This window comes from Caldifermentibacillus hisashii (assembly GCF_039654145.1).
GTDB lineage: Bacteria > Bacillota > Bacilli > Bacillales > Caldibacillaceae > Caldifermentibacillus > Caldifermentibacillus hisashii.
Genome location: NZ_CP155467.1, coordinates 2,253,843 through 2,277,993 on the forward strand (window position 1 = coordinate 2,253,843; position 24,151 = coordinate 2,277,993).

General features: G+C 37.9%; 24 protein-coding genes. All 24 read right to left on the reverse strand.

Annotated elements, in window-relative coordinates; all coding sequences use genetic code 11:
- Positions 1 to 584: 584 nt before the first annotated feature.
- The 24 genes from NSQ14_RS10720 to NSQ14_RS10835 all read right to left on the reverse strand — a co-directional run bounded on the left by NSQ14_RS10720 (position 585) and on the right by NSQ14_RS10835 (position 24,011).
- Positions 585 to 2,348: an ATP-binding protein gene (locus NSQ14_RS10720; RefSeq protein WP_346216324.1), complete on the reverse strand. Its 1,764-nt coding sequence runs from the start codon at positions 2,346 to 2,348 to the stop codon at positions 585 to 587.
- Positions 2,345 to 3,061 (reverse strand): response regulator transcription factor, encoded by a 717-nt coding sequence (locus NSQ14_RS10725; RefSeq protein ID WP_034770721.1) that lies wholly within the window; start codon positions 3,059 to 3,061, stop codon positions 2,345 to 2,347. Before NSQ14_RS10725 ends, NSQ14_RS10720 begins: the two co-directional genes overlap by 4 nt.
- Positions 3,062 to 3,314: 253 nt before the next feature.
- A complete protein-coding gene (gene ccsB, locus NSQ14_RS10730; protein ID WP_034770723.1) occupies positions 3,315 to 4,505 on the reverse strand; it encodes a c-type cytochrome biogenesis protein CcsB in 1,191 nt (396 codons plus the stop codon).
- Positions 4,498 to 6,147 carry a cytochrome c biogenesis protein ResB gene (gene resB, locus NSQ14_RS10735; RefSeq protein ID WP_341288101.1) on the reverse strand — a complete coding sequence of 550 codons (1,650 nt, stop codon included), beginning with the start codon at positions 6,145 to 6,147 and terminating at the stop codon, positions 4,498 to 4,500. Before resB ends, ccsB begins: the two co-directional genes overlap by 8 nt.
- Positions 6,148 to 6,165: 18 nt before the next feature.
- Positions 6,166 to 6,693: a thiol-disulfide oxidoreductase ResA gene (resA, locus tag NSQ14_RS10740; RefSeq protein WP_041846346.1), complete on the reverse strand. Its 528-nt coding sequence runs from the start codon at positions 6,691 to 6,693 to the stop codon at positions 6,166 to 6,168.
- 213 nt (positions 6,694 to 6,906) lie between these two features.
- Positions 6,907 to 7,638, reverse strand: a complete 732-nt coding sequence (rluB, locus tag NSQ14_RS10745; protein ID WP_041846345.1) for a 23S rRNA pseudouridine(2605) synthase RluB — start codon at positions 7,636 to 7,638, stop codon at positions 6,907 to 6,909.
- A gap of 210 nt (positions 7,639 to 7,848) precedes the next feature.
- Complete coding sequence (locus NSQ14_RS10750; protein WP_034770733.1) at positions 7,849 to 8,385, reverse strand: spore maturation protein; 537 nt, start codon at positions 8,383 to 8,385, stop codon at positions 7,849 to 7,851.
- A complete protein-coding gene (locus tag NSQ14_RS10755; RefSeq protein WP_034770735.1) occupies positions 8,385 to 8,978 on the reverse strand; it encodes a nucleoside recognition domain-containing protein in 594 nt (197 codons plus the stop codon). The genes NSQ14_RS10750 and NSQ14_RS10755 overlap by 1 nt, the downstream gene beginning before the upstream one ends.
- A complete protein-coding gene (locus NSQ14_RS10760) occupies positions 8,975 to 10,132 on the reverse strand; it encodes a D-alanyl-D-alanine carboxypeptidase family protein (RefSeq protein ID WP_428831576.1) in 1,158 nt (385 codons plus the stop codon). The genes NSQ14_RS10755 and NSQ14_RS10760 overlap by 4 nt, the downstream gene beginning before the upstream one ends.
- 152 nt (positions 10,133 to 10,284) lie before the next feature.
- Positions 10,285 to 10,863, reverse strand: a complete 579-nt coding sequence (gene scpB, locus NSQ14_RS10765; protein WP_095141215.1) for an SMC-Scp complex subunit ScpB — start codon at positions 10,861 to 10,863, stop codon at positions 10,285 to 10,287.
- Between the two features lie 14 nt (positions 10,864 to 10,877).
- Positions 10,878 to 11,633, reverse strand: coding sequence for a segregation/condensation protein A (locus NSQ14_RS10770; protein ID WP_034770833.1), 756 nt, complete (start codon positions 11,631 to 11,633; stop codon positions 10,878 to 10,880).
- A gap of 132 nt (positions 11,634 to 11,765) precedes the next feature.
- Positions 11,766 to 12,113 (reverse strand): GNAT family N-acetyltransferase, encoded by a 348-nt coding sequence (locus tag NSQ14_RS10775; protein WP_034770742.1) that lies wholly within the window; start codon positions 12,111 to 12,113, stop codon positions 11,766 to 11,768.
- A gap of 404 nt (positions 12,114 to 12,517) precedes the next feature.
- Positions 12,518 to 13,831, reverse strand: coding sequence for a diaminopimelate decarboxylase (lysA, locus tag NSQ14_RS10780; protein WP_034770745.1), 1,314 nt, complete (start codon positions 13,829 to 13,831; stop codon positions 12,518 to 12,520).
- 154 nt (positions 13,832 to 13,985) lie between these two features.
- Positions 13,986 to 15,464, reverse strand: a complete 1,479-nt coding sequence (locus NSQ14_RS10785) for a spore germination protein (protein WP_346216325.1) — start codon at positions 15,462 to 15,464, stop codon at positions 13,986 to 13,988.
- Between the two features lie 68 nt (positions 15,465 to 15,532).
- Complete coding sequence (locus NSQ14_RS10790) at positions 15,533 to 15,955, reverse strand: stage V sporulation protein AB (protein WP_034770751.1); 423 nt, start codon at positions 15,953 to 15,955, stop codon at positions 15,533 to 15,535.
- Positions 15,955 to 16,572, reverse strand: coding sequence for a stage V sporulation protein AA (locus NSQ14_RS10795; RefSeq protein ID WP_041847811.1), 618 nt, complete (start codon positions 16,570 to 16,572; stop codon positions 15,955 to 15,957). The genes NSQ14_RS10790 and NSQ14_RS10795 overlap by 1 nt, the downstream gene beginning before the upstream one ends.
- An 86-nt stretch (positions 16,573 to 16,658) precedes the next feature.
- On the reverse strand, positions 16,659 to 17,417 hold the full coding sequence (sigF, locus tag NSQ14_RS10800) for an RNA polymerase sporulation sigma factor SigF (RefSeq protein ID WP_034770753.1): 759 nt from the start codon (positions 17,415 to 17,417) through the stop codon (positions 16,659 to 16,661).
- Positions 17,418 to 17,429: 12 nt separating this feature from the next.
- Positions 17,430 to 17,870, reverse strand: coding sequence for an anti-sigma F factor (gene spoIIAB / locus NSQ14_RS10805; RefSeq protein ID WP_216405807.1), 441 nt, complete (start codon positions 17,868 to 17,870; stop codon positions 17,430 to 17,432).
- 1 nt (position 17,871) lies between these two features.
- The gene (gene spoIIAA / locus NSQ14_RS10810) at positions 17,872 to 18,225 is read right to left on the reverse strand and encodes an anti-sigma F factor antagonist (RefSeq protein ID WP_034770760.1); all 354 of its coding nucleotides are present in this window, start codon (positions 18,223 to 18,225) and stop codon (positions 17,872 to 17,874) included.
- 135 nt (positions 18,226 to 18,360) lie between these two features.
- Positions 18,361 to 19,527 carry a D-alanyl-D-alanine carboxypeptidase family protein gene (locus tag NSQ14_RS10815; RefSeq protein WP_041846338.1) on the reverse strand — a complete coding sequence of 389 codons (1,167 nt, stop codon included), beginning with the start codon at positions 19,525 to 19,527 and terminating at the stop codon, positions 18,361 to 18,363.
- A gap of 177 nt (positions 19,528 to 19,704) precedes the next feature.
- Positions 19,705 to 21,009, reverse strand: coding sequence for a pyrimidine-nucleoside phosphorylase (locus NSQ14_RS10820; RefSeq protein ID WP_326973335.1), 1,305 nt, complete (start codon positions 21,007 to 21,009; stop codon positions 19,705 to 19,707).
- Positions 21,010 to 21,213: 204 nt separating this feature from the next.
- Entirely contained in the window at positions 21,214 to 22,398 is a 1,185-nt protein-coding gene (gene deoB, locus NSQ14_RS10825) for a phosphopentomutase (RefSeq protein WP_095141200.1), read from the reverse strand.
- Between the two features lie 489 nt (positions 22,399 to 22,887).
- Positions 22,888 to 23,781, reverse strand: a complete 894-nt coding sequence (gene xerD, locus NSQ14_RS10830; protein ID WP_034770767.1) for a site-specific tyrosine recombinase XerD — start codon at positions 23,779 to 23,781, stop codon at positions 22,888 to 22,890.
- 5 nt (positions 23,782 to 23,786) lie between these two features.
- Positions 23,787 to 24,011, reverse strand: coding sequence for a YqzK family protein (locus NSQ14_RS10835; RefSeq protein WP_034770771.1), 225 nt, complete (start codon positions 24,009 to 24,011; stop codon positions 23,787 to 23,789).
- Positions 24,012 to 24,151 lie beyond the last annotated feature (140 nt).

Here is a 24,151-nt window from a genome sequence, read left to right on the forward strand (position 1 = left end):
TTATGATTATTTCACCTAAGTTTATTCGGAAAAAATGAAAAAAATGTGAATGTCGATGGAAAAAATTGTTTTTGAATCATTTAACAATGATTAATATGGCAACTCATTTATGGTGTCACTGCATGTAAATCAATTAAATTTGGCGCAACAGGAACATCAGGCGTGCCATCAACAGAAAGCATCACGGTCTTGAAACGGTGAAAAACGTTTTTTCGGATTATTTTTCGACGATCCTTCACGACCTAATGACCCGGCTTTTTCGGTTGCCATCTCCATCTTTGAATTTGCCTAGTCATCTAGATAATCTGGATTAAATAATTTTCCAGCGAAAAAAATGACGAAAAGCAGACCGACGACCTTTGAGGTGGGGGTCTTACTTCCCGTTAAGGTAATAAAGTGAAACTTCCCGGAAATTTATACCCAAAACGTATAAAAAAAGGGCTCCCATACATTCTAACTACTTTTATGATGGGAAAGCCCTTGTATTTGAGTGTAATGCATAAAAACTGGCTGCTAACTGGCCGCCGCCGCTTTTCTATGTTCCGTATGAAACAAGATTTATCGGCAAATATTTACAACTTTCTTTAATTTTCTTGTGGTAAAACGAAAACAAATGTCGTACCTTGGCCGATTTTACTTTTTACATAAATCGTTCCTTGATGGGCATCAATAATGTTTTTAACAATGGCCAGCCCAAGACCGGTTCCGGATCTGCCTCTCGTTCTCGCTTTATCGGCTTTATAAAATCGTTCAAAGACAAACGGAAGATCTTCTTCAGGAATGCCGGACCCATTATCGGACACTTCAACTTGCAGCCCTTTTTCACTATCTTTTACAATGATTCGGACCAGACCGTCTTCATGTGTATGGCGAATTGCATTATCCACTAAATTCGTCAGTACTTGCTCGATACGATCCGGATCAAACGTATAAACTTTTTTCATTGTTTCTACTTGTATTTCTAATCGGACATTACTAACCTTTGCAACCCCCATAAACTTTTTAGAGATTCGCTCAATGAATGGTTTTATTTCAACATTTTCTTTGTACAGGCGCATTTGACCCGATTCTAACCTCGCCAAGTCGAGCAACTCATTAACTAGCCGCCCCATACGCTGAGATTCCTCATTAATAACCGTGGTAATTTCTTTTCGCTCTTGTTCACTGGCGGCAATATCATCCATCAGCGCCTCACTGTACCCTTGCAACATGGCAATAGGGGTTCTTAATTCATGAGAGACATTTGCAATAAAATCTTTCCTGAGTTTATCCAGTTTTCTTTCTTCAGTCATATCACGCAATACTGCAACTGCACCACGAATCGATTGTTCATCAAATTGAGGCGTAACAATAACTGTCCAATATTTCCCTTGAAAAGAAATTTCTCCTGTTTGTTCTGTTTCATTCGCAACCGCATCGTTAATCAGGTTGATTAATTTTTGCGGTATTTTGGAAGTATCATTATTAATTTCTTGTTCTTTTTCCCATGCTTTAATAAATTGTTGTGCCGGCGGATTCGTAACGATGATTTCCCCTGCTTTATTAAAGGTAATCACTCCGTCAGCCATACTGCTTAAAATACTTGATAATTGCTCTTTTTCCTGTTTTAATGCGGTCACATTAATCTTCAATTGTTTCCGCATTTGATTAAATGTTTTCGCCAATTCACCGATCTCATCACGTGTTAAAATCGGTACTTTTACATCAAATTTTCCTTTCGCGACTTCGGCAGCAGATTCACGCATTTTCCGAAGCGGGGCAGTAATTCTCGTTGACAAGAAAAACGCAAAAACGGTTGTTAAGATAAAGGCAATTAAAGCAGACCACATAATAATTTTATTAGTGGCTTTCATTGTATCATTCATGACATCTAATGACTGGTATATAAATACAGCACCTTTTTGATTGGAAAATTTATCCAGCGGTACGCCAATCATTAATGCTTGATCGACATTGCCCGTTTCCGAGGATAATTGTATTTCTTTTTTGACTGTTTTGTTACCAGTGAAAACTTTTTTAAATACAGGATCATTGTAAAAATAGTTTAAAGTAAATTTTTCAGCATCATCTTGTTGTGAATAGTAAATATGATCCTCATCGGTAATAATAATTGCGTTTGTTACATCATCCAACAATTCCCAGGCAACTTCCAAACCAAATTCCAAATCGTCATGCCTCTCAAGATTAACCGCAATCCTGTAAGCCGTATTCGTCAAAGAATCTGTTGCTCGTTCACCAACAAAATCATTGAAAAATTGAATGATTAAAACTAATAACACAAATAAAACAACGAAAACGAGCAATAATATCGTTGCCCAAAGTTTTAAGACAACACTATTCCATTTCATTCATGAACGACCTCGAACTTATATCCCACGCCCCAAACCGTTACAATCATTTTTGCCGCTTCTTCCGACACTTTACTTAATTTTTCCCGTAAACGCTTGACATGGGTGTCGACGGTGCGCAAGTCCCCGAAAAATTCATAATGCCAAACTTCCTTTAATAATTGCTCTCGGTCAAATACTTTATCAGGGGTTTTGGCCAAAAAATACAGCAAATCATATTCCTTAGGAGTTAAACTTACTTCTTTTCCGTTTGCCAATACACGATGCGCATCATGATCTATTGTTAAATGTGGGAATACCAGGACATTCTTTGCTGTTGTATCTGTTTGTAAAAAGCCTGTTACAGACGATCTTCTTAAAAGTGCCTTTACGCGAAGAACAACTTCTCGCGGACTAAACGGTTTGACAATGTAATCATCTGTACCGACTTCAAAGCCTTGAACCCGGTTTGCCTCCTCACCTTTTGCCGTCAACATAATGATTGGTGTTGCTTTCTTATCTCGGATTTCCCGACAAACGTCTATGCCGTCTCTTCCGGGTAGCATTAGATCAAGTATGATCAAATCATAATCATTTGCCAGTGCTTTTTCTAAAGCTTCGTTTCCTTCTTGTGCTTCATCGATCAAATAATTTTCCCGCTCTAAATACATTTTCAATAATCTTCTAATCCGTTCTTCATCATCAACAATTAAAATTTTCACTTCTTGTTCCATAAGGTGAACCCTCCTTACCAACATTGTACAAAAATCGACAACTTTTTTCTATATGTATTTCACGATTACAAAAGTGACCAAAAAACTTTTTGTCACTACTAGTATAAATGTTCCCATAAAAAAAGTCTCCAATAATGAATAATGGAGACCGCCAAAATGTGACAAATACGTCACATTTCACTTATTTCATTCAAAAAACTTTTACATATAGAATCAAAATTCACTGTTCTTATCAATAATTTTTATAGGACGATCACACATAGGCATGTAATCCGGCAATAATCAGGTTGACAAAAACAAGATTAAACATAATGATGCCAAATCCGATGACCGCAAGCCAGGCTGATTTTTCACCATGCCAACCTTTAGAAAGGCGTAAATGAAGAAAAGCAGCGTAGAAGAGCCAAGTGATCAATGCCCATACTTCTTTTGGATCCCATGCCCAAAACCTGGTCCACGCAATTTGGGCCCAAATCATCGCAAAAACGAGTCCGCCGAGTGTAAATACAGGAAATCCGATCAATACTGATCGATAGCTGATTTCATCGAGAAAATCGGCATTAATTTTTTTCACAAACGGATGAAATAGCCGGGCTGCCTTTTTCCTTGTTATTAAGCGAATCAATATATAAAGAACCGTGCCTGCAATAAAGGACCAAATAACTGTATTAAATTTTTGTGCTTCAAGGATTGCAGGCATTTCCAAGATTGGTTCCATTCTTCCTGCTGTTAACAAGTTCCATTCATTGGGTCCCAAAATTGCAGGTAAAGTATATTTTAATGTGGAGGTATTTCCTTCTTTATCCACCCATTCAAAAACAGCTTGATAGTTCATTATTGAAAAAACCAATTTAATCATGATAAATCCAATAACGGCATTGATACAGTATAAGATCATTTCCAAAAAAAATTGTTTCTTTGGAGGTGCTGATGCGTCAATCGTTTTGATTAAATAAATTAATCCGGCAATAAAACTAATCGACAAAATTGCTTGTCCGGCTGCGGTTGTCATCACATGAATGGGCAGCCAATAACTTTGTAATGCCGGGATAAGCGGCGTTACATCTTTCGTAAACATGCTGCCATAAGCGATGATGATTAAAACAATCGGCAGGGTAAACAAACCGAGAACGGTGGATCGATAAATTGAATAAATGATAATAAAGGCTCCCACCATCATAATGCTAAAAAACGTAATAAATTCAAACATATTGCTAACAGGTGCATGTCCTGCCGCAATCCACCTTGTAATAAAATAACCGAGTTGAGAAATAAATCCCAAAATCGTGAGCGTCATAGCGATTTTTCCGCTTCGAACCGGTTTATTCTGATAAGGACTGCCTTCTAACCCTTTTTTCTGTCTAATCGCTCCCCCAAAAAATAAAATTGCTACCAAATAGAAAACAAAAGCTGCAAATAATAAATTGCCGCTCAGTTCAACCAACTGACTTCCCCCCTTGTCCTTCCATGGCTTTCTTTTCTTTTAACAAAGTTTGATCAACGGGAACTGGAATTTTTGTTCCGTGAACGATCGTTTCAATCTCCTTTGCAAAACCGTACCAATTTTTATTTGTATGACCGGCTAACAAAATGACTCCGTTTTCTTGTTTCAACCAGATCCTGCGATGGTACCAGAACGAACCCTGCGCAACACCAATCAAAAATATTACGCCGCCCAACGCAATAATCGGCAAAGTTAAATCTTTTCTGACCGTCAATCCACTATAATTCACAGTATCTACTGATTTGAAAGTCATTTTATATTTATTTTCACCCATCGGTTCGATCGTCTGTTGAATGGCAGCAAAACTAACTTCTCCTTGTGGTTTGTCCGGTGTAACCATTTTAAAAGCAAAAGCCGGATTTACCGGTTTACTCGATTTTGTTGAAGGTTCACCATCTACTATTTGAAAATCAGGAAAATAGCTCATTAACTCAACCTGATAACCGTTACCTAAATCATAGTTTTCCTCAGGATTTGTTAAATCAATCGTAATGTCCCCAAATGTTTGTCCGCTTTCTTTATCGGTTAATGAAAATGTCATTTTTGCAATTTCGTTCAAGCGATAACTTGATTGATAGATAGCATATTGATCAAATTTTAATGGTTTATTCACTTGAATCTGGTAATCTTCCAATTTATGTAATTTCGGTTTCTCCCCGGGTAATGACGCTTCTGCTTTATACAACGTAATATTAGACTGGTAGTTTTTGACAACCCCACCTTTTTGGTTAAGCGCTTCCTTATATACTTCACCATCGGATTCATCATATAGTTCCAAAATAAATTGGTGATTCGTAAGATAGTATTCTTTATTTGTACCGGGGATTGCTAACGTATCGCCTTCTTTAATCCATAGCGCTTCATTCACATAAAATCCCGGTGCAAAACGAAGCATAGCTCCAATGAGAAAAATAATTAATCCAATATGATTAATATAAGGACCCCATCTGGAAAACCTGCCCTTTTCCGCCAGCAAATTCCCGTTTTCTTCCATCACGTTATAACGTTTTTTCGTTAATCTTTCTTTTACGATCGTAATATCTCCACCGGTATTATCAATCTGTTTTTCACTATATAGTCGTTGCCGTTTTAAAAACCCGGAATTGCGAGTGACTTTTTGATTTTTCAATGCTTTGTACAGAGGGATGACCCGGTCCAGACTACAAATGACTAACGAAACACCAATGGAAGCAATCAGTAATAAGTACCACCAAGATCCGTATAAATCATGGAAACCAAGCGTATAATAAATTTTCCCAAACCAGCCATATCTTTCCTCATAATATTGATTCACCGGTATTTGGATCGACAAATTTCCTTCCTGCGGTAAAACGGTTCCGATAATTGAAGCAATTAGCGTAACGACGATTAAGGTTACTCCGACTTTCACTGATGAAAAAAAATTCCACACTTTATCAATAATCGTTTTGTTATACGTTTGGGATCTTCTTGCACTCCCTTCATATCTCATATCCAGCAAGTCATTTTGATTCACCTTTTCGTCTAATATTTTTCCGCATGCTTCACAAAGAATGGTTCCATGGGGGTTGATATGACCGCATTCACACTTTACTTTTCCCATGAACTTCCCCCCCTCATTTTACGGTTTAATCCGCTCCATATAGTTTTTTATCATGTCTTCTGTTAAGGATTGTTCAATATAATCGACTATTTTACCATCAGGACTAATTAGAAAAGTCGCCGGTAAAGGATAGATGCCGTATGCTTTTTGAACTTCACCCGTGTCATCAACGACAATTGGAAATGATAATTGATATTGTTTGGCAAATGTTTCAATCGCTAAATTCGTTTCTCCTGCATTAACAGCGATAATCTCTACCCCTTGGTTCTTATATTGCTGATATTGATTTTCCATGTAGGGCATTTCTGTTTTACACGGCTTACACCAAGTTCCCCAAAAATTTAAAAATACACCTTTGCCACGATAATCAGACAAACGATGTTCATTTCCCTCTAAATCTTTTAACACAAAATCCGGTGCCTCTTCTCCTACAGCTGCCGTTTTTCGTGTATCTTTCGTTAAATTGGCATACAATGTATAAAAAATAGCTACCAATAGCACCGTTAGGATGATTGTTCTGAGAGCGAGTCTTCGCTTTTTTTTCATTTGAAACCCCTCCCATTTTTTGTATGATTATACCATTTTTGCAGAATAATATTATCCTATAAATATGAACTTTTTGTGACATGGCTAAAATAAATATTCAAAGACTATTCAACATTTCTGCCGTTTTTTACATTTTTTTGACAGGAAGACATCCTACAGGTTGGCTTCAACTTTCAGATGTCCCAATTTCGCTGGAAAATGATTCCTTCATGATTAAAAAGACGGTCCGCTTTTCGCTAAGGCAATTAATTGTTTTACTTCATGGGGCGTCAGCGGTCGATATTCGCCGGCTGTTAATCCGTGTAAAGTTAAAAAGGCGAAACTTTCCCGCTTTAACTTTAATACCGGATAGCCAATTTGCTCAAACATTCTTCTGACTTGGCGATTTCTTCCTTCATGAATGGTGATTTCAATGATTGCACTGTTCTTTTTCCGATCCCCGGATAAAAATTTTACTTTTGCTGGACGAGTTAATCCATCTTCCAACCGAACCCCTTTTTGCAGTTTTTTTAAATCTTCCCGGCTCGGTATGCCTTTTACTTTGGCAATATATGTTTTATCAATTTCGTATTTTGGATGTGTCAAAAGATTTGCAAACTCGCCATCATTGGTCAACAGTAATAAACCGGAAGTATCGTAATCAAGTCTGCCAACCGGATAAATTCGTTTATTTATCTCCGGAAAAAAATCGAGTACAGTTTTTCGGTTTTTATCGTCACTAACTGCCGAAATAACCCCTCTAGGTTTATAAAGTAAAAAGTAAACGGGTTCCTCTTGTTCAATTTTAATTCCATTTACTTCAATATAATCTTTTGAACTAACCTTTAAACCCAATTCCGTTACCACTTTCCCATTAACAGTTACTTTCCCTTGTTTTATGAGTTCTTCAGCTTTTCTTCTTGATGCAACACCTGCGTGGGCAATAACTTTTTGTAGTCTTTCCAAATAGTGGACACTCCTTTAATTTATTGTAAACATTTTGGTTTATATGGTAAAAGATAATGCATATCCATTATACCTATATATGTACAAATACGATAATATTATCCTGCCAGAATTATGCCATAAATATAATTGAAAAACAAAGAAAATACATATGGGGCCAAAAATAGAAATAAGACCGGATAATCATGATCCGGTCTCGTTCGCATCTTTTTATTGCATTCCGAAAAAAATAGTAACGACAATTATGCTGGCAATATATCCGATTAAATCTGCCATCAGTCCGATTTTTAAAGCATCGCCCATTTTCTTGATTCCCACGGCACCGAAATAAACGGTTAAAATATAAATAGTCGTATCTGTACTGCCTTGCATAACTGATGCAAGTCTGCCAATAAAAGAGTCCGGCCCATAGGTAGCAATTAAGTCACTCGTTACACCGAGAGCAGCATTTCCGGAGATCGGACGCAAAATAGCCAGCGGGATGATTTCCGGCGGGACTCCGATTCGCTCGAGAACCGGACGGAGAAGCCCGACAAAAAATTCCAATGCACCGGAGGCACGAAAAATGGAAATAGCGACCAACATGCCGACTAAAAAAGGAATGATGGAAATTGCTATTTTAATCCCTTCTTTGCCGCCTTCAACAAATGTTTCATATGTTGGCACTTTTTTCCATGTGCCGTGTATTAAAATAAAGCCAATCAAGATTGGTATCATCCATAATGAGATCGTGGAAATGATTGCCATTATTTCACCCGATTTCTCTTTTTTCGATTATACATAAACCGGTCAATAAAAATTGCACAAACTGTTGCGAAAACAGATGCAATAATAGTGGGAAGAACAATTTCTGCCGGTGATGCGGAGTCATAATTCATTCGAATCGATAATACGGTTGTCGGAATAATTGTAATACTTGCCGTATTAATGACTAAAAAAGTAATCATGGAACGGGATGCCTCGCTTTTCCCGCCATTCAATTCTTTTAGCTCCTCCATTGCTTTAATTCCCAGTGGAGTTGCGGCATTCCCCAGTCCGAACATATTCGCTATCATATTTGATAAAATATAGCCCATGACCGGGTGATCATCCGGTATATCAGGAAAAATTTTTTTAATGATTGGGCGAAAAACATTAGCAAGCTTGTCTAGTAATCCGGACGCTTGGGCAATGCGCATCAAACCGAGCCAAAATACAAGAATACTAATAAAACCAATACATAATGTTACTGCCTCCCCGGCCCCTTGAAAAATCGCTTTATTCACCTCATCCATAGTCCCGTTAAACATGGCAAAAACAATGCCAATGACAATCATCAACACCCAAATTAAGTTAATCATAATTTTACTCCTACCACAGAACTGAATAATTGTTTAAAAGAGTCAAAGAAAGACGGCTCTTGTTTGTTTTCATGTTCATAATAAATTGGCATTGTATGAATGAGTTCATCATGGAAATAAATTTCGGTTTTCCCAATAACTTCCGGAATTTTATCTGTATTCTTTTTCCATTCTTTTTTCGGTTTTATAAGACGGTAATGAACGTGAAACGACTCCTTTTCGTCCTCGTTAATCGGATAAACATATTCATGTGCGATATATGCATGTTTTTTATAGATTTTTTTTGTTATCTTATCAATCGTTCCATCCGGTACAATGACTTGATAATCATAATGATCAAATACATATTCAAACATTTGAATATGCTCGGTCCAATCCGTTTGTGATGGAGTATTTAATGTGACAGCAATCAGATCCATTCCATTTTTTGAAGCAGTGGATACTAGTGTTCTATGTGCTTTTTTTGTATACCCGGTTTTCCCGCCTGTCGAATATTTGTACAATTCAGTTAATAATCGATTTTTATTTGTCCATTTTCGCTTCCATTCACTATCCGGGTTCGGTGCGTAGTGGACTTTTGTACCGGATATTTTCCGGAATTCTTTATTTTCCATGGCATATTTTGTTAAAATAGCCATATCATAGGCACTTGAATAATGGTCTTGATCTTCTAGACCATGAGGATTGGCAAAATGCGTGTTCTCCATTCCGATTTGGGCCGCTTTTTCATTCATCATAAAAACAAATCCGTCCACACTTCCCCCCACATGTTCAGCAATTGCAACTGCAGCATCATTCCCGGAACGCAACATTAAGCCATAAACGAGGTCTCTTAATTTGATTTTTTCACCCGGTTTTAAGTAGACGGAGGATCCTTCCGCTCTTGTCGCTTTTTTACTGACAGTTACTGTTTCTCCCATTTTATTAGATTCAATTGCCAGAATAGCCGTCATGATTTTTGTAATACTGGCGATTCTCCTTTTTTCATGAGCATTCTTTTCAAAAAAGACGCGACCTGTTTTCTGGTCCATCACAATCGCACTATATGAACTGACATTTATTTCATTCGCATACGTATGTATAGGAGGAGTTACATTTACGATCATCGTGATGAAAATTACCAAAATTAGGAACCGTCTGCAGCGTACCCACATACTTGTCCATCGACTCCTTTTACGTTTTGTACAAGTTTATGGCCGAATGGTACAAGTTATGATAAAAAGTTAAAAAATGGACAAATGCTACTTTTTCTTTAAAATATAAAAGGCCGGAGCTCTTTATGCGTTCGTCCGGCCATTTACTGTTTTTAATCTTTACTCAATTTTTCAAAAAACAAATCCGCTTCCTCCTGTGTTATATCGTTTTCTTCCGTCTCAGGGAGCGGTGGAAGTTCCTTCAAGTCTTTTAAACCGAAATAATCTAAAAACTCCTTTGTCGTTCCATAGAGAATGGCTCTGCCTGTTCCTTCCGCACGTCCCACTTCTTGAATCAACCCTTTTGCCACTAATGTTTGAATAGGCCTTTCTGTTTTTACACCACGAATTTCCTCGATTTCTGCACGGGTAATCGGCTGTTTATAGGCGATAATTGTTAACGTCTCCAGTGCCGCTTGGGATAAGGTGGAAGCGTTTGGAACTTCCACTAATCGCTTTAAGTAAATGGCATATTCCTTCTTAGTTGCCAATTGATATGTACCGGCAATTTGGATAAGTGATATCCCACGATTTTCATTATGATCATAATCATTTTTTAATAACCGGATCATCTCTTCAACTTCAAATTCCGGAAGTTCCATTACTTTGGCAATTTGTTTCAAAGTTAATCCTTCGTCACCTGCTGCAAACAATAGACTTTCCAAGATTCCAAGCCAATTTTCACTGCTCAACATCGTCACCTTCTTCATACATTGCCTTTTGTAGTCAACCAAATATCGGCAAAATTATCGCGCTGCTCGATTAAAATCTGATTCCGTTTCATCAATTCGAGAATGGCCAAAAAGGTTGTCACAATATAATTTTTATCCGGGTAAGGAAACAGGTCATTAAAATTTACCCAACTAACTGAGTGCTCTAACACCTGGTAAACTTCTTCCATTCGTTTCTCAATGGAGATCTCTTCACGAGTAATTTTGGTGTGGAGCGGTTTCTGCAATCTTCTTCTGCGCATTAATTTATGGAAGGCACCCAACATATCATAGACAGTCACCGCTTTTTCGCCAGCGGTAACCGGAATCCCGGAAGAATACTCCGAGAGATCACTGGGCGGTTTCGTATAAATTAACAATCGGTCTGCCTCTTTTTCTTTTAATTTAGCCGAGGCCTCTTTATATTTTCGATATTCAATAAGTCTTAAAACCAGTTCATCCCTTGGGTCCTCACCAAAACCTTCTTCATATGGCATGTCTTCATCGATGGAGTCATTATATTTTGGCAGTAACATCTGACTTTTTATCGCCAATAATGTAGCCGCCATGACCAAGTACTCACTGGCAACATCGAGTTCCAATTCCTGCATGGTATGAATATATAACAAATATTGTTCAGTGATTTCCTGCATCGGGATATCATATATATCGACTTCCATCGTTTTGATTAAATGCAAAAGCAGGTCGAGAGGGCCCTCAAATACAGCCGTTTTAAAATTCATCAACATCATCGTATTACCCCAATAGTTTTTTTTCAATTTTATTGGCAACATAAAAGGGCTGTCCAAAAACCTGTGAGAATTCATGTCACTATCACCATTTGTGAGTTGGGACAGTTATTGGTTGGACAGCCCTAAATACTATTATTGATCACAATGTTCAAAAAAGCCGGCCAATTCTTCGTTAGGGACGATTTCCTTATCCGGAAACATGTCTTTTAAGGCCTTAACCATCCCCTTGCCAATTCCTTGACCACGATGGGAAGGGTTAACGGAGAGATGTTGTACTTCCATAATCTGATTTTCTCTCTCTAAAACTCCAATAATGGCAACAAAGTCATCATCTAACTTCCATAGAAATAAATGCCATTTGTCATTTGTTTCATACTCTTTAATGGTTTGTTGTAATTTCTTCAAATCTTTTTCCGTGGGCATAAATGATAATAAGCCCATTGCAATTTTTTCAAATGCTTTTTTATATCGAATTAACATTTTGATCCCTCATTATATTAAACTATTCCATTGTTATTTTTTCCATAATGAGATTAAGTTATACAACGACAATAAAATTGCAATTGCAGATACAGTCGGTTCAGGCAGTTTGAATATAAACGATTGATTTAGTAAAACTTTCGTCAGTACGGGTTTTCCCCGCTAATGGTAGTTGAACCAATCAGGCGCACTTGCGGTCACTGAGCTTCCACCTTTAGGAGGAGCCTTAGGGCCGGTTAATTCCGGAAAAACTCATCAATCCCTCCTATACGAATACCAAGTTTAGTATACGCGGTATTATTTTACAACATTTTAAGCTATTTTTCTATTATCTCTTTTCAAGTGCCTTTCCACGACAAAAGGAAAATCATTTAACATATTGATAAAAATTACAACAGGCTTCTCTATTTTTTTACGACTTCATATAAGGGGCGATCAAGCTTTATTATGTCTTGATAGCTTTCTCTTTCAACAACAAGTGTTGCCTGCCCGTTTTCGACAAATACAACAGCAGGTCGCGGCAGCCGATTATAATTGCTTGCCATCGAATACCCGTAAGCACCGGTACAAAAAACAGCTAAAATATCTCCCGGTTGTGTTTTTGCCAAAGGGATATTCCAGATCAACATATCACCTGATTCACAGGCTTTACCGGCAATGGAAACAACTTCTTTATCAGAATGGATTGCTTTATTGGCAACAAGGGCTTCATATTTTGCCTGATATAAAGCCGGACGAATATTGTCGCTCATCCCACCGTCGACAGCTACATATTTTCTTACACCAATGACCTCTTTTGTAGAACCAATTGAATATAATGTCGTTCCTGCATCGCCAACTAATGATCTTCCCGGCTCAATCCATACTTCGGGTAAAGTAATATGATTTTCAGCAGCCTGCTTTTTAACTTCTGTCAGTATTGCAGAAACGTAATCTTCCGGTTCAAGCGGTGCATCCGTTTCAGTATAGCGAATGCCAAATCCCCCGCCGACATTCACGACAGTCGGTTCATACTGAAATTCTTCTTTCCATTGTGTAATATGAGTAAATAATTTGTCAATAGCTAATAAGAAACCGGTTGTTTCGAATATTTGTGATCCGATATGGCAATGAATGCCCAACACGTTAAAAGAGGAGGACAATGCTGTATCCAACGCATGTTTTGCTTGACCGCTATTTAAATCAAATCCGAATTTTGAATCTTCCTGACCGGTTAAAATATAATCATGTGTATGAGCTTCAATACCCGGTGTGACCCGAAGCAAAATATTCACTTTTACATTTTTTTCCCGACAAAGCTGATCAAGGATATCCAATTCATAAAAATTATCAACAACAAAACAGCCGACCCGATAATCTAATGCCATCTCAATTTCTGCCGGGCTTTTATTATTCCCGTGAAAATGAATTTTTTCCGGGGGGAAACCGGCCATCATTGCTGTATATAATTCTCCACCGGATACAACATCCAGTGCAAGTCCTTCTTCATTTATCACTTGTAAAATTGCTAAAGACGAAAAAGCTTTACTTGCATAAGCTACTTGGCCCGGCATACCAGCTTTTTGAAAAGCACCGACAAAGCTTCTCGCCCGCTTCCGAATCAATTCTACATCATATACATAAAGCGGTGTTCCAAATTGGTTTGCCAACTCCACTGTGTCACAACCACCAATTTCCAAATGACCGTACTGATTCACACACATTGTCCCGTGTAACATTCCAACTCACCTCAGCTACATTTTGAACTCCCATTGATCCGAACTGAATCTAATCTATAATAGGAAAACTTTATCATATTCGTATTTGCATTGCAATGGATACTGTTTCATCTCAAAACATATTTTTCCGATAAATAGAAAACAGCCGTATCTATTATGACGGCTGCTTTACCCGATTTCTCGGATGGACGATACTCGGTCTGATTTTCGACCCGGGTGTGGACCTTCTTAATAAAATTTGCATGAATGCTTTCGGTTGAAACGGGATAAACGGCCATAAGTACGGGGTATTTAATGAACGAATTTGTGCTAAATATAAGATAAAAAAGGTTGTTCCTATCACAAATCCCGGTACTTTAAAAATAGCAACCAAAATTAAAATAACTAATCTGGCAATTTTATTGGCCACACTTAATTCATAACTTGGTGTAGCAAAGGTGCCAATTGCAGAAACGGCAACGTATAAAATCACTTCGGAAATAAATAATCCGACGTCCACGGCAATTTCCCCAATTAAAACAGCGGCGATAATGCCCATTGCTGTGGATAATGGTGTCGGCGTGTGAATGGCTGCCAACCTAAGAAATTCAATCCCCAAATCACAAATAAACAACTGCAAAATGACGGGAACATGTGATTTTTTATTTGGTCCAATATAATTAATAGTTTCAGGTAGTAAATCCGGTTGGATAACAAAAAGTAACCAAAGAGGCAAAAGAAATAAAGATGCAAAAATACCGATAAATCGCGTCCAGCGTATAAAGGTGCCGACTGCAGCGGATTGACGATATTCTTCGGCATGTTGGACATGATGGAAATAGGTTGTTGGCGTGATTATAACACTTGGTGAAGTATCTGCAATAATCAAAACGTGCCCCTCTAATAAGTGGGTTGCTGCAACATCCGCCCGTTCTGTGTAGCGGACAAGCGGAAAAGGATTATACCCTTGTTTGACTAAAAATTCTTCAATCGCTTTATCTGCCATTGTTAAACCGTCAATTTTAATCTGTTCAATTTCTTTTTTAATGGTTTTGACTAAACCCGGGTTCGTTACATCTTTCAAATAGACGATGGCGATATCGGTTTTTGATCGTTCCCCTACCTTAATCAGTTCCGTTCTCAGCCGTTCATCGCGAATTCGCCTTCTAATTAATGCCGTATTCATAATAATATTTTCTACAAAACCATCTCTTGAGCCACGAACAACCTTCTCGGTATCCGGTTCTTCCGGTTGTCTTCCGGGATAATCACGAGTATCAACAATAAATGCTTTGGGAAAACCTTCTACCAGAATGGCAATTAACCCTGAGAGCACTTGGTCAACAACTTCATCTAATGTTGTCACTTTTTCTACGGAATTATTATTAATCCGATTATCAACTAAGTCTCCTAATTGTTCAGAAGTGATATCCTGACGATTGTCATTCAAGTGAACCAACTCTTGCAGCGTTCGCAAAATCAATAAAGTATCCGTTAAGCCGTTTACATAATAAAGATGAATTTCTTTATCTAAAACCTTGAATTTCCTTAATCCTAAATCAAAACTGGTCCCTAAACCGACGTTATCTTTCATATACTGTTCAACTTCGGCTAATGATTTCGGAATCGGCTTCTTATTTTGTTTATTCGCCATATTTCCAACACCTTTCTTAGATGTATACAATCGGTTTTGATAAAATTTTGTTACCGGGCTCGCTATGATTATAAATTGACAAAGTAGAGCCAATGAAACAGCGAACCCAGTATTTTCCCAAGCACAAGCGCAGCCAGTAAGTATAGTAACCGATCGTCTAAATGAATTCGTTTAAAAATTAACGGTAAAACATTTATAGCCTCATAAAGAGCTGCCGCCAACATACCGACAAAGACACCGTGAAAGAGCCCGATAATCATTACGAAAAACATTGGCAATTCGAGATAAATCTTTTGTAAACCAAAAACGGTTCCAACCAAAACACCTAACGTCACAGCCCATTCATAGAATAAAATCATTTTCATTGATTTCGTTAACTGCATTAATCTCGGAATAATGCCTAAAACAGTGATAAATGCGACAAACCCTGCCCCTACCGCAAAGCCGCAAGCAAGTCCGACTCCGATCACAAAGATAATTTTAATGGCCATTACTCATCCATTCTTTTAATGCTTTCTTTATTTTCATTCATAATGACATATTGATCGAGACTTTGCTGGTAGTTAAACATTTCTACTTCCAGTGGACTAGGCTCATCGTTAATCCGCTTTTTAAAAAAATGGTTAAAAAATAAAGTCATCCCTAACCCTAAACCGATCGAATAAGGAATTTGAATGGTTAAAGGTTTTTGATCTTCTATGCCCGTTAATAAGTGAAATAACTTTTGGTGTACTGTTTGCATGCTTACATCTTCATGGAAATTCATGATTGAAACGGCGGATCCGATAAATAATAACAACCAAACAATTACAAATATCGGAATCGACATTTTTACCTTCTTCAAAATGACTTCAACAATCGTTTGTTGAGGACCCACGAGCTGTATATTAGTATCGTTTAATTGTTCTGTAATTACTTGAATTACTTTCATTCCGTCGATGATAATAATATTATTATCTTCTTTCTTCACTTGATGAACGATTAAATTTCCCAATGTATTCATCACGGTTTTGGGTCCAGTGATCAATGCAATATCTTTCAAATAAACGGTCGCACCGGTTTTTACTTGAACCCGGTGACGGAGACGGATATAGATTGTTGTATCCAATTCCATCACTTCCAATTCGATTTTCTCGTACGTTTAGTATTCGTCAAGTGAGAACATTTCATGAAAACCAAAAAAAACCAAATGGATCAAACATCCATTTGGTTCTTTATTTGCTTCAATATTTTCTTTTCCAATCTCGACACTTGCACTTGAGAAATTCCTAATCGGCCGGCAACTTCCGCCTGTGTTTGATCATTATAATACCGCAAAAAGACGATAAGTTTCTCCCGATCATCCAAACCTTCAATGGCCTCTTTTAATGCGATTTTATCAAACCATTTTCCTTCTTCTTGATCCGAGATTTGATCGAGGAGCGTGATCGGGTCTCCGTCGTTTTCATAGACGATTTCATGTATGGATGTCGGAGCCATGACAGCTTCTTGGGCCAATAATATTTCATCTACCGGAATTTCAAGATAGTCGCTTACTTCATAAATAGTCGGGGCACGTCCCAACTCTTTAGCCAGGTCATCTTTCGCCCGGCGGATTTTATTACCGACTTCCTTCAAGGATCGACTCACTTTAATTGTGCCATCGTCCCTAATGAAACGTTGGATTTCTCCAATAATCATCGGAACAGCATAGGTTGAAAATTTCACATCATAAGATAAATCAAATTTATCTACCGACTTTAACAAACCGATACATCCTATTTGGAAAAGATCATCAGGATCATAGCCCCGGTTGAGAAACCGTTGCACAACCGACCAGACGAGACGCATATTCCGTTCAACGATCTCATTCCTTGCTTCTTGATCTCCCGCCTGACTTTTCTTAATTAGTTCCTTGATTTCTCCATCCTTTGTAAAAGATTGATCGGAATCTTTTTTAACCTCCACATCCATTGGCACTACCCCTTAATTGAACACTGCTTTTGCATTGGACAATTTTTTTTTCAAACGGACAACCGTTCCGTGATTTGGATCGGATTCAATTGTCATTTCATCAACAAAATTTTCCATAATGGTAAATCCCATACCGGAACGTTCTAATTCCGGTTTTGTTGTAAACAATGGTTGTTTTGCTTCCTCAATATTCGAAATACCAATACCTTCGTCACGGATTTCAAGTTCTACCGTGTCACCATCGAGCCAGGCGGAAATATAAACATAACCTTCCCCTTTATTTTCATAGCCATGGATAATGGCATTCGTGACCGCTTCCGAGACGGCCGTTTTAATTTCCGTCAATTCATCCATGGTCGGATCCAGTTGAGCAACAAATGCTGAAACGGTTACCCGTGCAAACGATTCGTTTTGACTTATGGCACGGAACTTTAAGTGCATTTCATTATTCATATTAGGCTACCCCCAATCTATGTAAAGCTTGTTCTTCTGACGGATCAATGCGGATAATTTTATATAATCCGGACATATCCAACAGTCTTTCGATTGAAGGGGGAACAGAACAAATAATCATTTCACCATTTGCCTGTTTCATTTGTTTGTATCTGCCCAATATGACACCAAGTCCCGAGCTATCCATAAATGATAGGTTTTCAAGATTTAAAATTAAATGTCGAACTTGTTTTTCTTCTATGGCTTGAGAAACTTGTTCACGAACTTGATCAGCCGTATGATGGTCCAGTTCGCCGCTTAATCTCACTACTAAAATATACTTCTCTTTCCATTCAAAATGTACTTGCAGACTCACTATACATGCCTCCTTCTTTCGTATAGTGAGTCAATTCGATATGGATCAATGAAATTCCTTCTTGTTGACAAAACTAGTAAAAATTCGAGTTTTTCTCGTATTTTTATACAAATTTCTCCAATGCCGCTATAGCTGTTATTGCAGTTTTGTAAACATACTGAATGAACGTTTGTACAAAGTCCACCAGCTTGCCGGCTTCACATTCTCAGCAGCGATAGCAGAATTTTCAGAAAGGACTTTGCCGTTTTTTATCAAAACAATTTTACCGATTTCATCCCCTTTTTTAATAGGTGCTTGAATATGTTTATTTAACTTCAAGCTCGTTTTCACATCATCCATCTTTTCACCTTTTTTGGTTAGTAGGGAAATACTTTCACCGGCAGCTATTTTTATGTTTCGCTGCTGACCTTTTTCAACTGTAACTTTACCCAATTCATCGCCCTTTGCATAAAACTGCTTCGTTTCATATTGACTAAATGCATAATCGAACATTTCGGTAATCAGTTTATTTCTCTCTTTAGATGTCGGTGCTCCGAAAACAACAGCAATCACACGCATATCGCCTTTTTTAGCGGTAGCTGTTAAGCAATATTTCGCTTCTTTGGTGAAACCGGTTTTTAGGCCGTCAACCCCGGGATAAAATTTCACTAACCGATTGGTATTGACAAGCCAAAATTTTTTATCCGTACCTTCACGTAAATAGGATTCATATTGACTTGTATAATTTGTAATTTTTTCATGTTTTAATAATTCTTTGGCTAAAATGGCCATATCTCTCGCACTGCTGTAATGATTTTTCGCAGGCAGACCGGTGGCATTTTGAAATTTCGTGTCTTTTAAGCCCAGTTCTTTCGCCTTTTGATTCATCATTTTTACAAATTGCTTTTCTGAACCAGCGATTCTCTCAGCCATCGCAACCGAAGCATCGTTAGCGGAACTGATGGAAATTGCCCGGAGTAGCTCATCGACTGTCATTTCTTCACCTTCTTCAAGGAATACTTGTGAGCCCCCCATAGATGCTGCATATTCACTGGTTCTGACTTTCTCGTTCCATTGAATTTTCCCATCTTCCAATGCTTCCATAATTAAAAGCATCGTCATGATTTTTGTCATACTTGCAGGTGACAGTCTTTCATCGCTATTTTTTTCAAATAATACCGTTCCTGTATCTCTCTCAATAAGAATGGCCGATTTTGCGTTCTCCGCTAAATCTACTTTTACTTCTGAAGCAAAACTTGGAGTGGGAATAATAGTTGCGGATATAATTAGGGCAGTGATTATCATAACTATTGACCGTTTCATGACTTTCCCTCACTTTTAGTTATAAATACGAATCTTTTTCCCATTATTTCCAAGTTAAGGGATTTTATACAAATTTTTCTAAAAAGAAACACGAAATTGTCTTAGTTTTAAAGTTGCCGGAAGGATATACTTTCGCATATAAAGAAAACTCGGCGATTGCCGAGTTTTCTTTAAACTTTATTTTGATATGATTTCATGAATTAAAGGCGGTGGTGATATTTTGGAATGAGAGATTTTGATGCTATGATATAAAAGATTTTTTACTTCCTCGATATTTTCCGAATTCGAGTAGATTGTTAAGATTGATTCACCTTGTTCAATTGGGTCACCAACTTTTTTATTTAGAACAATTCCGACGGCTAAATCAATCTTGGATTCTTTTGTTTCTCGTCCTGCCCCTAATTGCATGGCAGCAAGTCCGATTTTATCCGCCATCATTTTTTCAATCCAGCCGGACGCCTTTGCCGGTAGTTCTATTTTATATTTTGCTTGCGGCAGTTTTTCCAGATCATCAATACATGTTGCATCCCCGCCTTGAGAAGTAATAAATGATTTCATCTTCTCTAATGCTTTTCCTGATTGAATAGCAGAGATAAGCATTTGCCTTGCTTCATCAACGGATTCCGCTTTTTTAGCTAAATAGACCATTTGACTGCCCAAAGTTAAACAGAGCTCTGTCAAATCTTGGGGCCCTATTCCTTTTAACGTCGAAATTGCCTCTTTCACTTCCAGCGCATTCCCGATTGCAAAGCCGAGCGGTTGATCCATATCTGAAATAACAGCCATTGTTTTTCTGCCTACACTGTTACCAATCTCAACCATCGTCTCAGCAAGCTCTTTTGCATCTGCGACATTTTTCATAAACGCACCGGAGCCAACTTTTACATCCAGTACGATACAATCCGCTCCGGCTGCAATTTTTTTACTCATTATCGAGCTGGCAATTAATGGAATACTATTGACGGTCCCCGTTACATCCCGCAGTGCATACAGTTTTTTATCTGCCGGTGTTAAATTTCCGCTTTGACCAACTACTGCAATTTTTTGCTCGTTAACAAGTTGAATAAATTCATCCTTCGTTAGCTCTACATGAAATCCCAGAAACGATTCCAGTTTATCAATGGTTCCGCCGGTATGACCGAGACCGCGACCGCTCATTTTCGCAACCGGGACACCGACGGAAGCGACAAGCGGCCCTAATACTAAAGTTGTTGTATCTCCTACACCGCCGGTAGAATGTTTATCTACTTTGATTCCTTCAATTTTTGACAGATCGACTTGATCACCTGAATGGACCATTGACATTGTTAAATCTTTTCGTTCACGATGATTCATCCCTTGAAAATAAATAGCCATTAATAAAGCGCTCGCTTGATAATCGGGAATTGTTCCGTCTGTGTAGCCTTTAATGAAAAACTGAATCTCTTCCGTTGTCAGTTCATAACCATCCCGCTTTTTTTCAATAATATCAATCATTCTCATCAATTTTCACCGTCCTGGCATCTTTTTTCAGCTAATAGGAAAGTATAAATTTTTCAATTTCTACTTTCCTAACGCATAAGTGCACTGAAAGACTTCGGTAGCATTACCTCGCAAGCGAAAATGTTTTTTCGCTGAACTACGGCTCTGCTCTTGCCTAAAGGCTCGGCAATCGCCGAGTTTTCTTTAAACTTACTAATAAAAAATCTAAGCTTGAACTTCTTTAAGAAAACTTTTTCCATACTCGGGTGCTTTTACTGAAAAGTTTTCGGCAATCGAAGCACCAATATCAGCAAATGTTTCCCGGACCGGTAAAGCTTTGCCTCCGTTCATTCGCGGTGAGTAAATTAATAATGGTACATATTCACGAGTATGGTCGGTCCCCGGGTGGATTGGGTCATTTCCATGATCCGCTGTTATAATTAAAAGGTCGTCATCCGTTAATTTTTCCAATACTTCCGGTAACCGAGCATCGTATTCTTCCAATGCTTTTCCGTAACCAAGCGGATCTCTGCGATGACCATAGAGCGCATCAAAATCGACTAAATTCAAGAAGCTAAGACCGGTAAAGTCCATTTCAAGGGAATCGAGTAATTTATCCATTCCGTCCATATTCGATTTTGTCCGGATGGCTTTTGTTACACCTTCTCCGGCATAAATATCCGAAATCTTTCCAAGAGCGATTACATCAAAGCCGCTGTCCTTCAATTCATTCATGACTGTCCGTCCAAACGGTTTTAATGCATAGTCGTGTCGGTTCGCTGTCCGTGTGAAATTTCCCGGTGTTCCGATAAATGGCCGGGCAATGATTCGTCCCACTTTATACTCATCAGACAAAGTGAGTTCGCGACAAATTTCACATATTTGATAAAGTTCATCTAAAGGAACAATTTCCTCATGAGCGGCGATTTGGAGTACCGGGTCTGCAGAAGTATATACAATCAATGCTCCTGTTTCCATATGTTCCTTTCCTAATTCTTTTATAATTTCGGTACCGCTTGCCGGCTTATTCCCAATGACTTTTCTTCCCGTTCGTTTTTCTATCTCATCAATTAATTCTTTAGGGAATCCATTTGGAAAAACTTTAAATGGTGTTTGAATGTTAAGGCCCATAATTTCCCAATGGCCTGTCATCGTGTCTTTTCCACGTGAAGCCTCTTTCATTTTTGTATAAAAACCTAATGGATTTTCTTGTTTGGGAACTCCTTTAATTTCCCGTATGTTACTTAAACCGAGTTTGGCCATATTCGGCATATTTAAACCGTTCATCTTTTCAGCAATATGTCCTAATGTATCCGCACCTTTATCTCCAAATTGCTCGGCATCCGGTGCTTCCCCAATCCCGACAGAATCCATGACAATAAGAAATATGCGTTTGTAGTTTTTTCCCATTTCGTTTCCTCCTTATTTGACAATACATTATTTATTCAGAAGGTAGTATATGTATTTTTAAACACTACTAATTATTATAGAACATTTTTACCGACATTAATATAATTCTCATAAAGAAAACTCGGGCGTCCGAGCCTTTAGGCGAGAGCAGAGCCGTAGTTCACCGAAAAAATATAAAATTTTTTCGGCTGCGATGTATTCCAGTGAAGTTTTCCTTATGCACTTATACTTAATTCTTAAAATTTTCAACTACGTCGAAGTCGCTTCTTTGCTGGAAATTTATACTTTCTTAACGTACAAAAAATAAGGCGCCACGTAAAAGGCATTTGAATATCAGCTTAGCCAAAAAAAGGCGCCACCTTATAACACCATTGCTCAATCGTCCCTCAAAAAAATAAGCAGCTCCTCACCGAAATTTTGCTCGATATTAATATCATCTTCAAAAAAAATAAGCCGCCTCCTTTAGCAGCTTTTCACGTTTCACATCACTTATGCACGGGGGTGAAATTGGTTATATACATCCTTTAACCTAGTTTTTGTTACATGTGTATAGATTTGTGTTGTAGATATATCGGAATGACCTAATAACTCTTGAACAGAGCGTAAATCCGCACCATTTTCTAATAAATGAGTAGCAAAAGAATGTCGTAACGTATGAGGTGTCAATTCCTTTTCAATGCCGGCTTTAACCGCCATTTGTTTTAAAATTTTCCAAAATCCTTGTCTCGATAAACGTTGACCATGGTGATTCATAAAAAGCGAATCCGTTTTATTCTTTTGATTAATTAACTTTGGTCTTGCTTTTTCTAAATATTCCTTTAAAGCCTCTGTTGCCATTTTCCCAATTGGAATAATCCGCTCCTTATTCCCTTTTCCGAGACAGCGAACAAAGCCAAGTGACAAATGGACATCGTTTATATTTAAGTTGACTAATTCACTGACGCGCATACCGGTTGCATACATTAGTTCCAACATCGCCTTATCCCGTAAGCCAAGTGTCGTTGTCAAATCCGGTGTATTTAAAAGCGTGTCAACCTCATCGGTATTCAGTACTTTCGGCAACTTTAATTCGGGATGAGGTGTCTCAATATGCACTGTCGGATCATGATCAACGATTTTATCAAGAATCAGAAAATGATGGAATGACCGGATCGAAGCAATATGTCTGGCAATTGTTCGTGCCGATTTTCCCTCGTCTTTTAAACAGCTTAAAAACTGCATAATATGTACCCGTGTCACATGATTTATATCGGTTATTTGTAATTTTGTTTCTATAAAAATAAGATAGGCTGATATATCCCGTCGGTAAGATTGAATGGTATTTTCCGCTAATCCTTTCTCAACGATTAGATAATGCAAAAAATCCTTTAAATAGTCTTTCACATACATTACTCCCCGCTCAAATAAAACATAATCAATCTGTCATACCATGAATGCTCGCTTTCAATCCCATCGGAAGCCACTTTTACCGCTTTTCCCTCCGGCTCTTCGTATCGTTGGTGATTTTGATACTCCTCACTTATCCACATAATAGCATAATAAAATAAAATCGTACATCCCGTGAATAAAATAAACACTTTTAATGTTTGAATAAATAATTTAACATATTTCATCGTTCCTCGCACCTTTATCTCCAATGTTTGTCCACTAGTACAACTTATGCCAGGAATGATGAATTTTATACACAAAAATTAATGGCGGTATGATTTTCGTCGCCAGGTTGGTTTCTTATACGAAAAAGAAAGAAAAAAAC

Coding starts and splice junctions, on each gene's coding strand:
- NSQ14_RS10760 (WP_428831576.1), bottom strand. CDS start 10,132: ATGTGGGTACGCTGCAGACGGTTCCTAATTTTGGTAATTTTCATCACG.
- spoIIAB (WP_216405807.1), bottom strand. CDS start 17,870: ATGAATAATGAAATGCACTTAAAGTTCCGTGCCATAAGTCAAAACGAA.
- NSQ14_RS10750 (WP_034770733.1), bottom strand. CDS start 8,385: ATGGCAATCATTTCCACGATCTCATTATGGATGATACCAATCTTGATT.
- NSQ14_RS10815 (WP_041846338.1), bottom strand. CDS start 19,527: ATGAAACGGTCAATAGTTATGATAATCACTGCCCTAATTATATCCGCA.
- lysA (WP_034770745.1), bottom strand. CDS start 13,831: ATGTTACACGGGACAATGTGTGTGAATCAGTACGGTCATTTGGAAATT.
- NSQ14_RS10790 (WP_034770751.1), bottom strand. CDS start 15,955: ATGGCCATTAAAATTATCTTTGTGATCGGAGTCGGACTTGCTTGCGGC.
- NSQ14_RS10785 (WP_346216325.1), bottom strand. CDS start 15,464: ATGGCGAATAAACAAAATAAGAAGCCGATTCCGAAATCATTAGCCGAA.
- NSQ14_RS10770 (WP_034770833.1), bottom strand. CDS start 11,633: ATGATGTTGATGAATTTTAAAACGGCTGTATTTGAGGGCCCTCTCGAC.
- NSQ14_RS10835 (WP_034770771.1), bottom strand. CDS start 24,011: ATGAAATATGTTAAATTATTTATTCAAACATTAAAAGTGTTTATTTTA.
- sigF (WP_034770753.1), bottom strand. CDS start 17,417: ATGGATGTGGAGGTTAAAAAAGATTCCGATCAATCTTTTACAAAGGAT.
- resB (WP_341288101.1), bottom strand. CDS start 6,147: ATGGGAAAAGTAAAGTGTGAATGCGGTCATATCAACCCCCATGGAACC.
- NSQ14_RS10720 (WP_346216324.1), bottom strand. CDS start 2,348: ATGAAATGGAATAGTGTTGTCTTAAAACTTTGGGCAACGATATTATTG.
- NSQ14_RS10755 (WP_034770735.1), bottom strand. CDS start 8,978: ATGATTAACTTAATTTGGGTGTTGATGATTGTCATTGGCATTGTTTTT.
- resA (WP_041846346.1), bottom strand. CDS start 6,693: ATGAAAAAAAAGCGAAGACTCGCTCTCAGAACAATCATCCTAACGGTG.
- NSQ14_RS10775 (WP_034770742.1), bottom strand. CDS start 12,113: ATGTTAATTCGATATAAAAAAGCATTTGAAAAAATTGCAATGGGCTTA.
- deoB (WP_095141200.1), bottom strand. CDS start 22,398: ATGGGAAAAAACTACAAACGCATATTTCTTATTGTCATGGATTCTGTC.
- NSQ14_RS10820 (WP_326973335.1), bottom strand. CDS start 21,009: ATGAGAATGATTGATATTATTGAAAAAAAGCGGGATGGTTATGAACTG.
- NSQ14_RS10725 (WP_034770721.1), bottom strand. CDS start 3,061: ATGGAACAAGAAGTGAAAATTTTAATTGTTGATGATGAAGAACGGATT.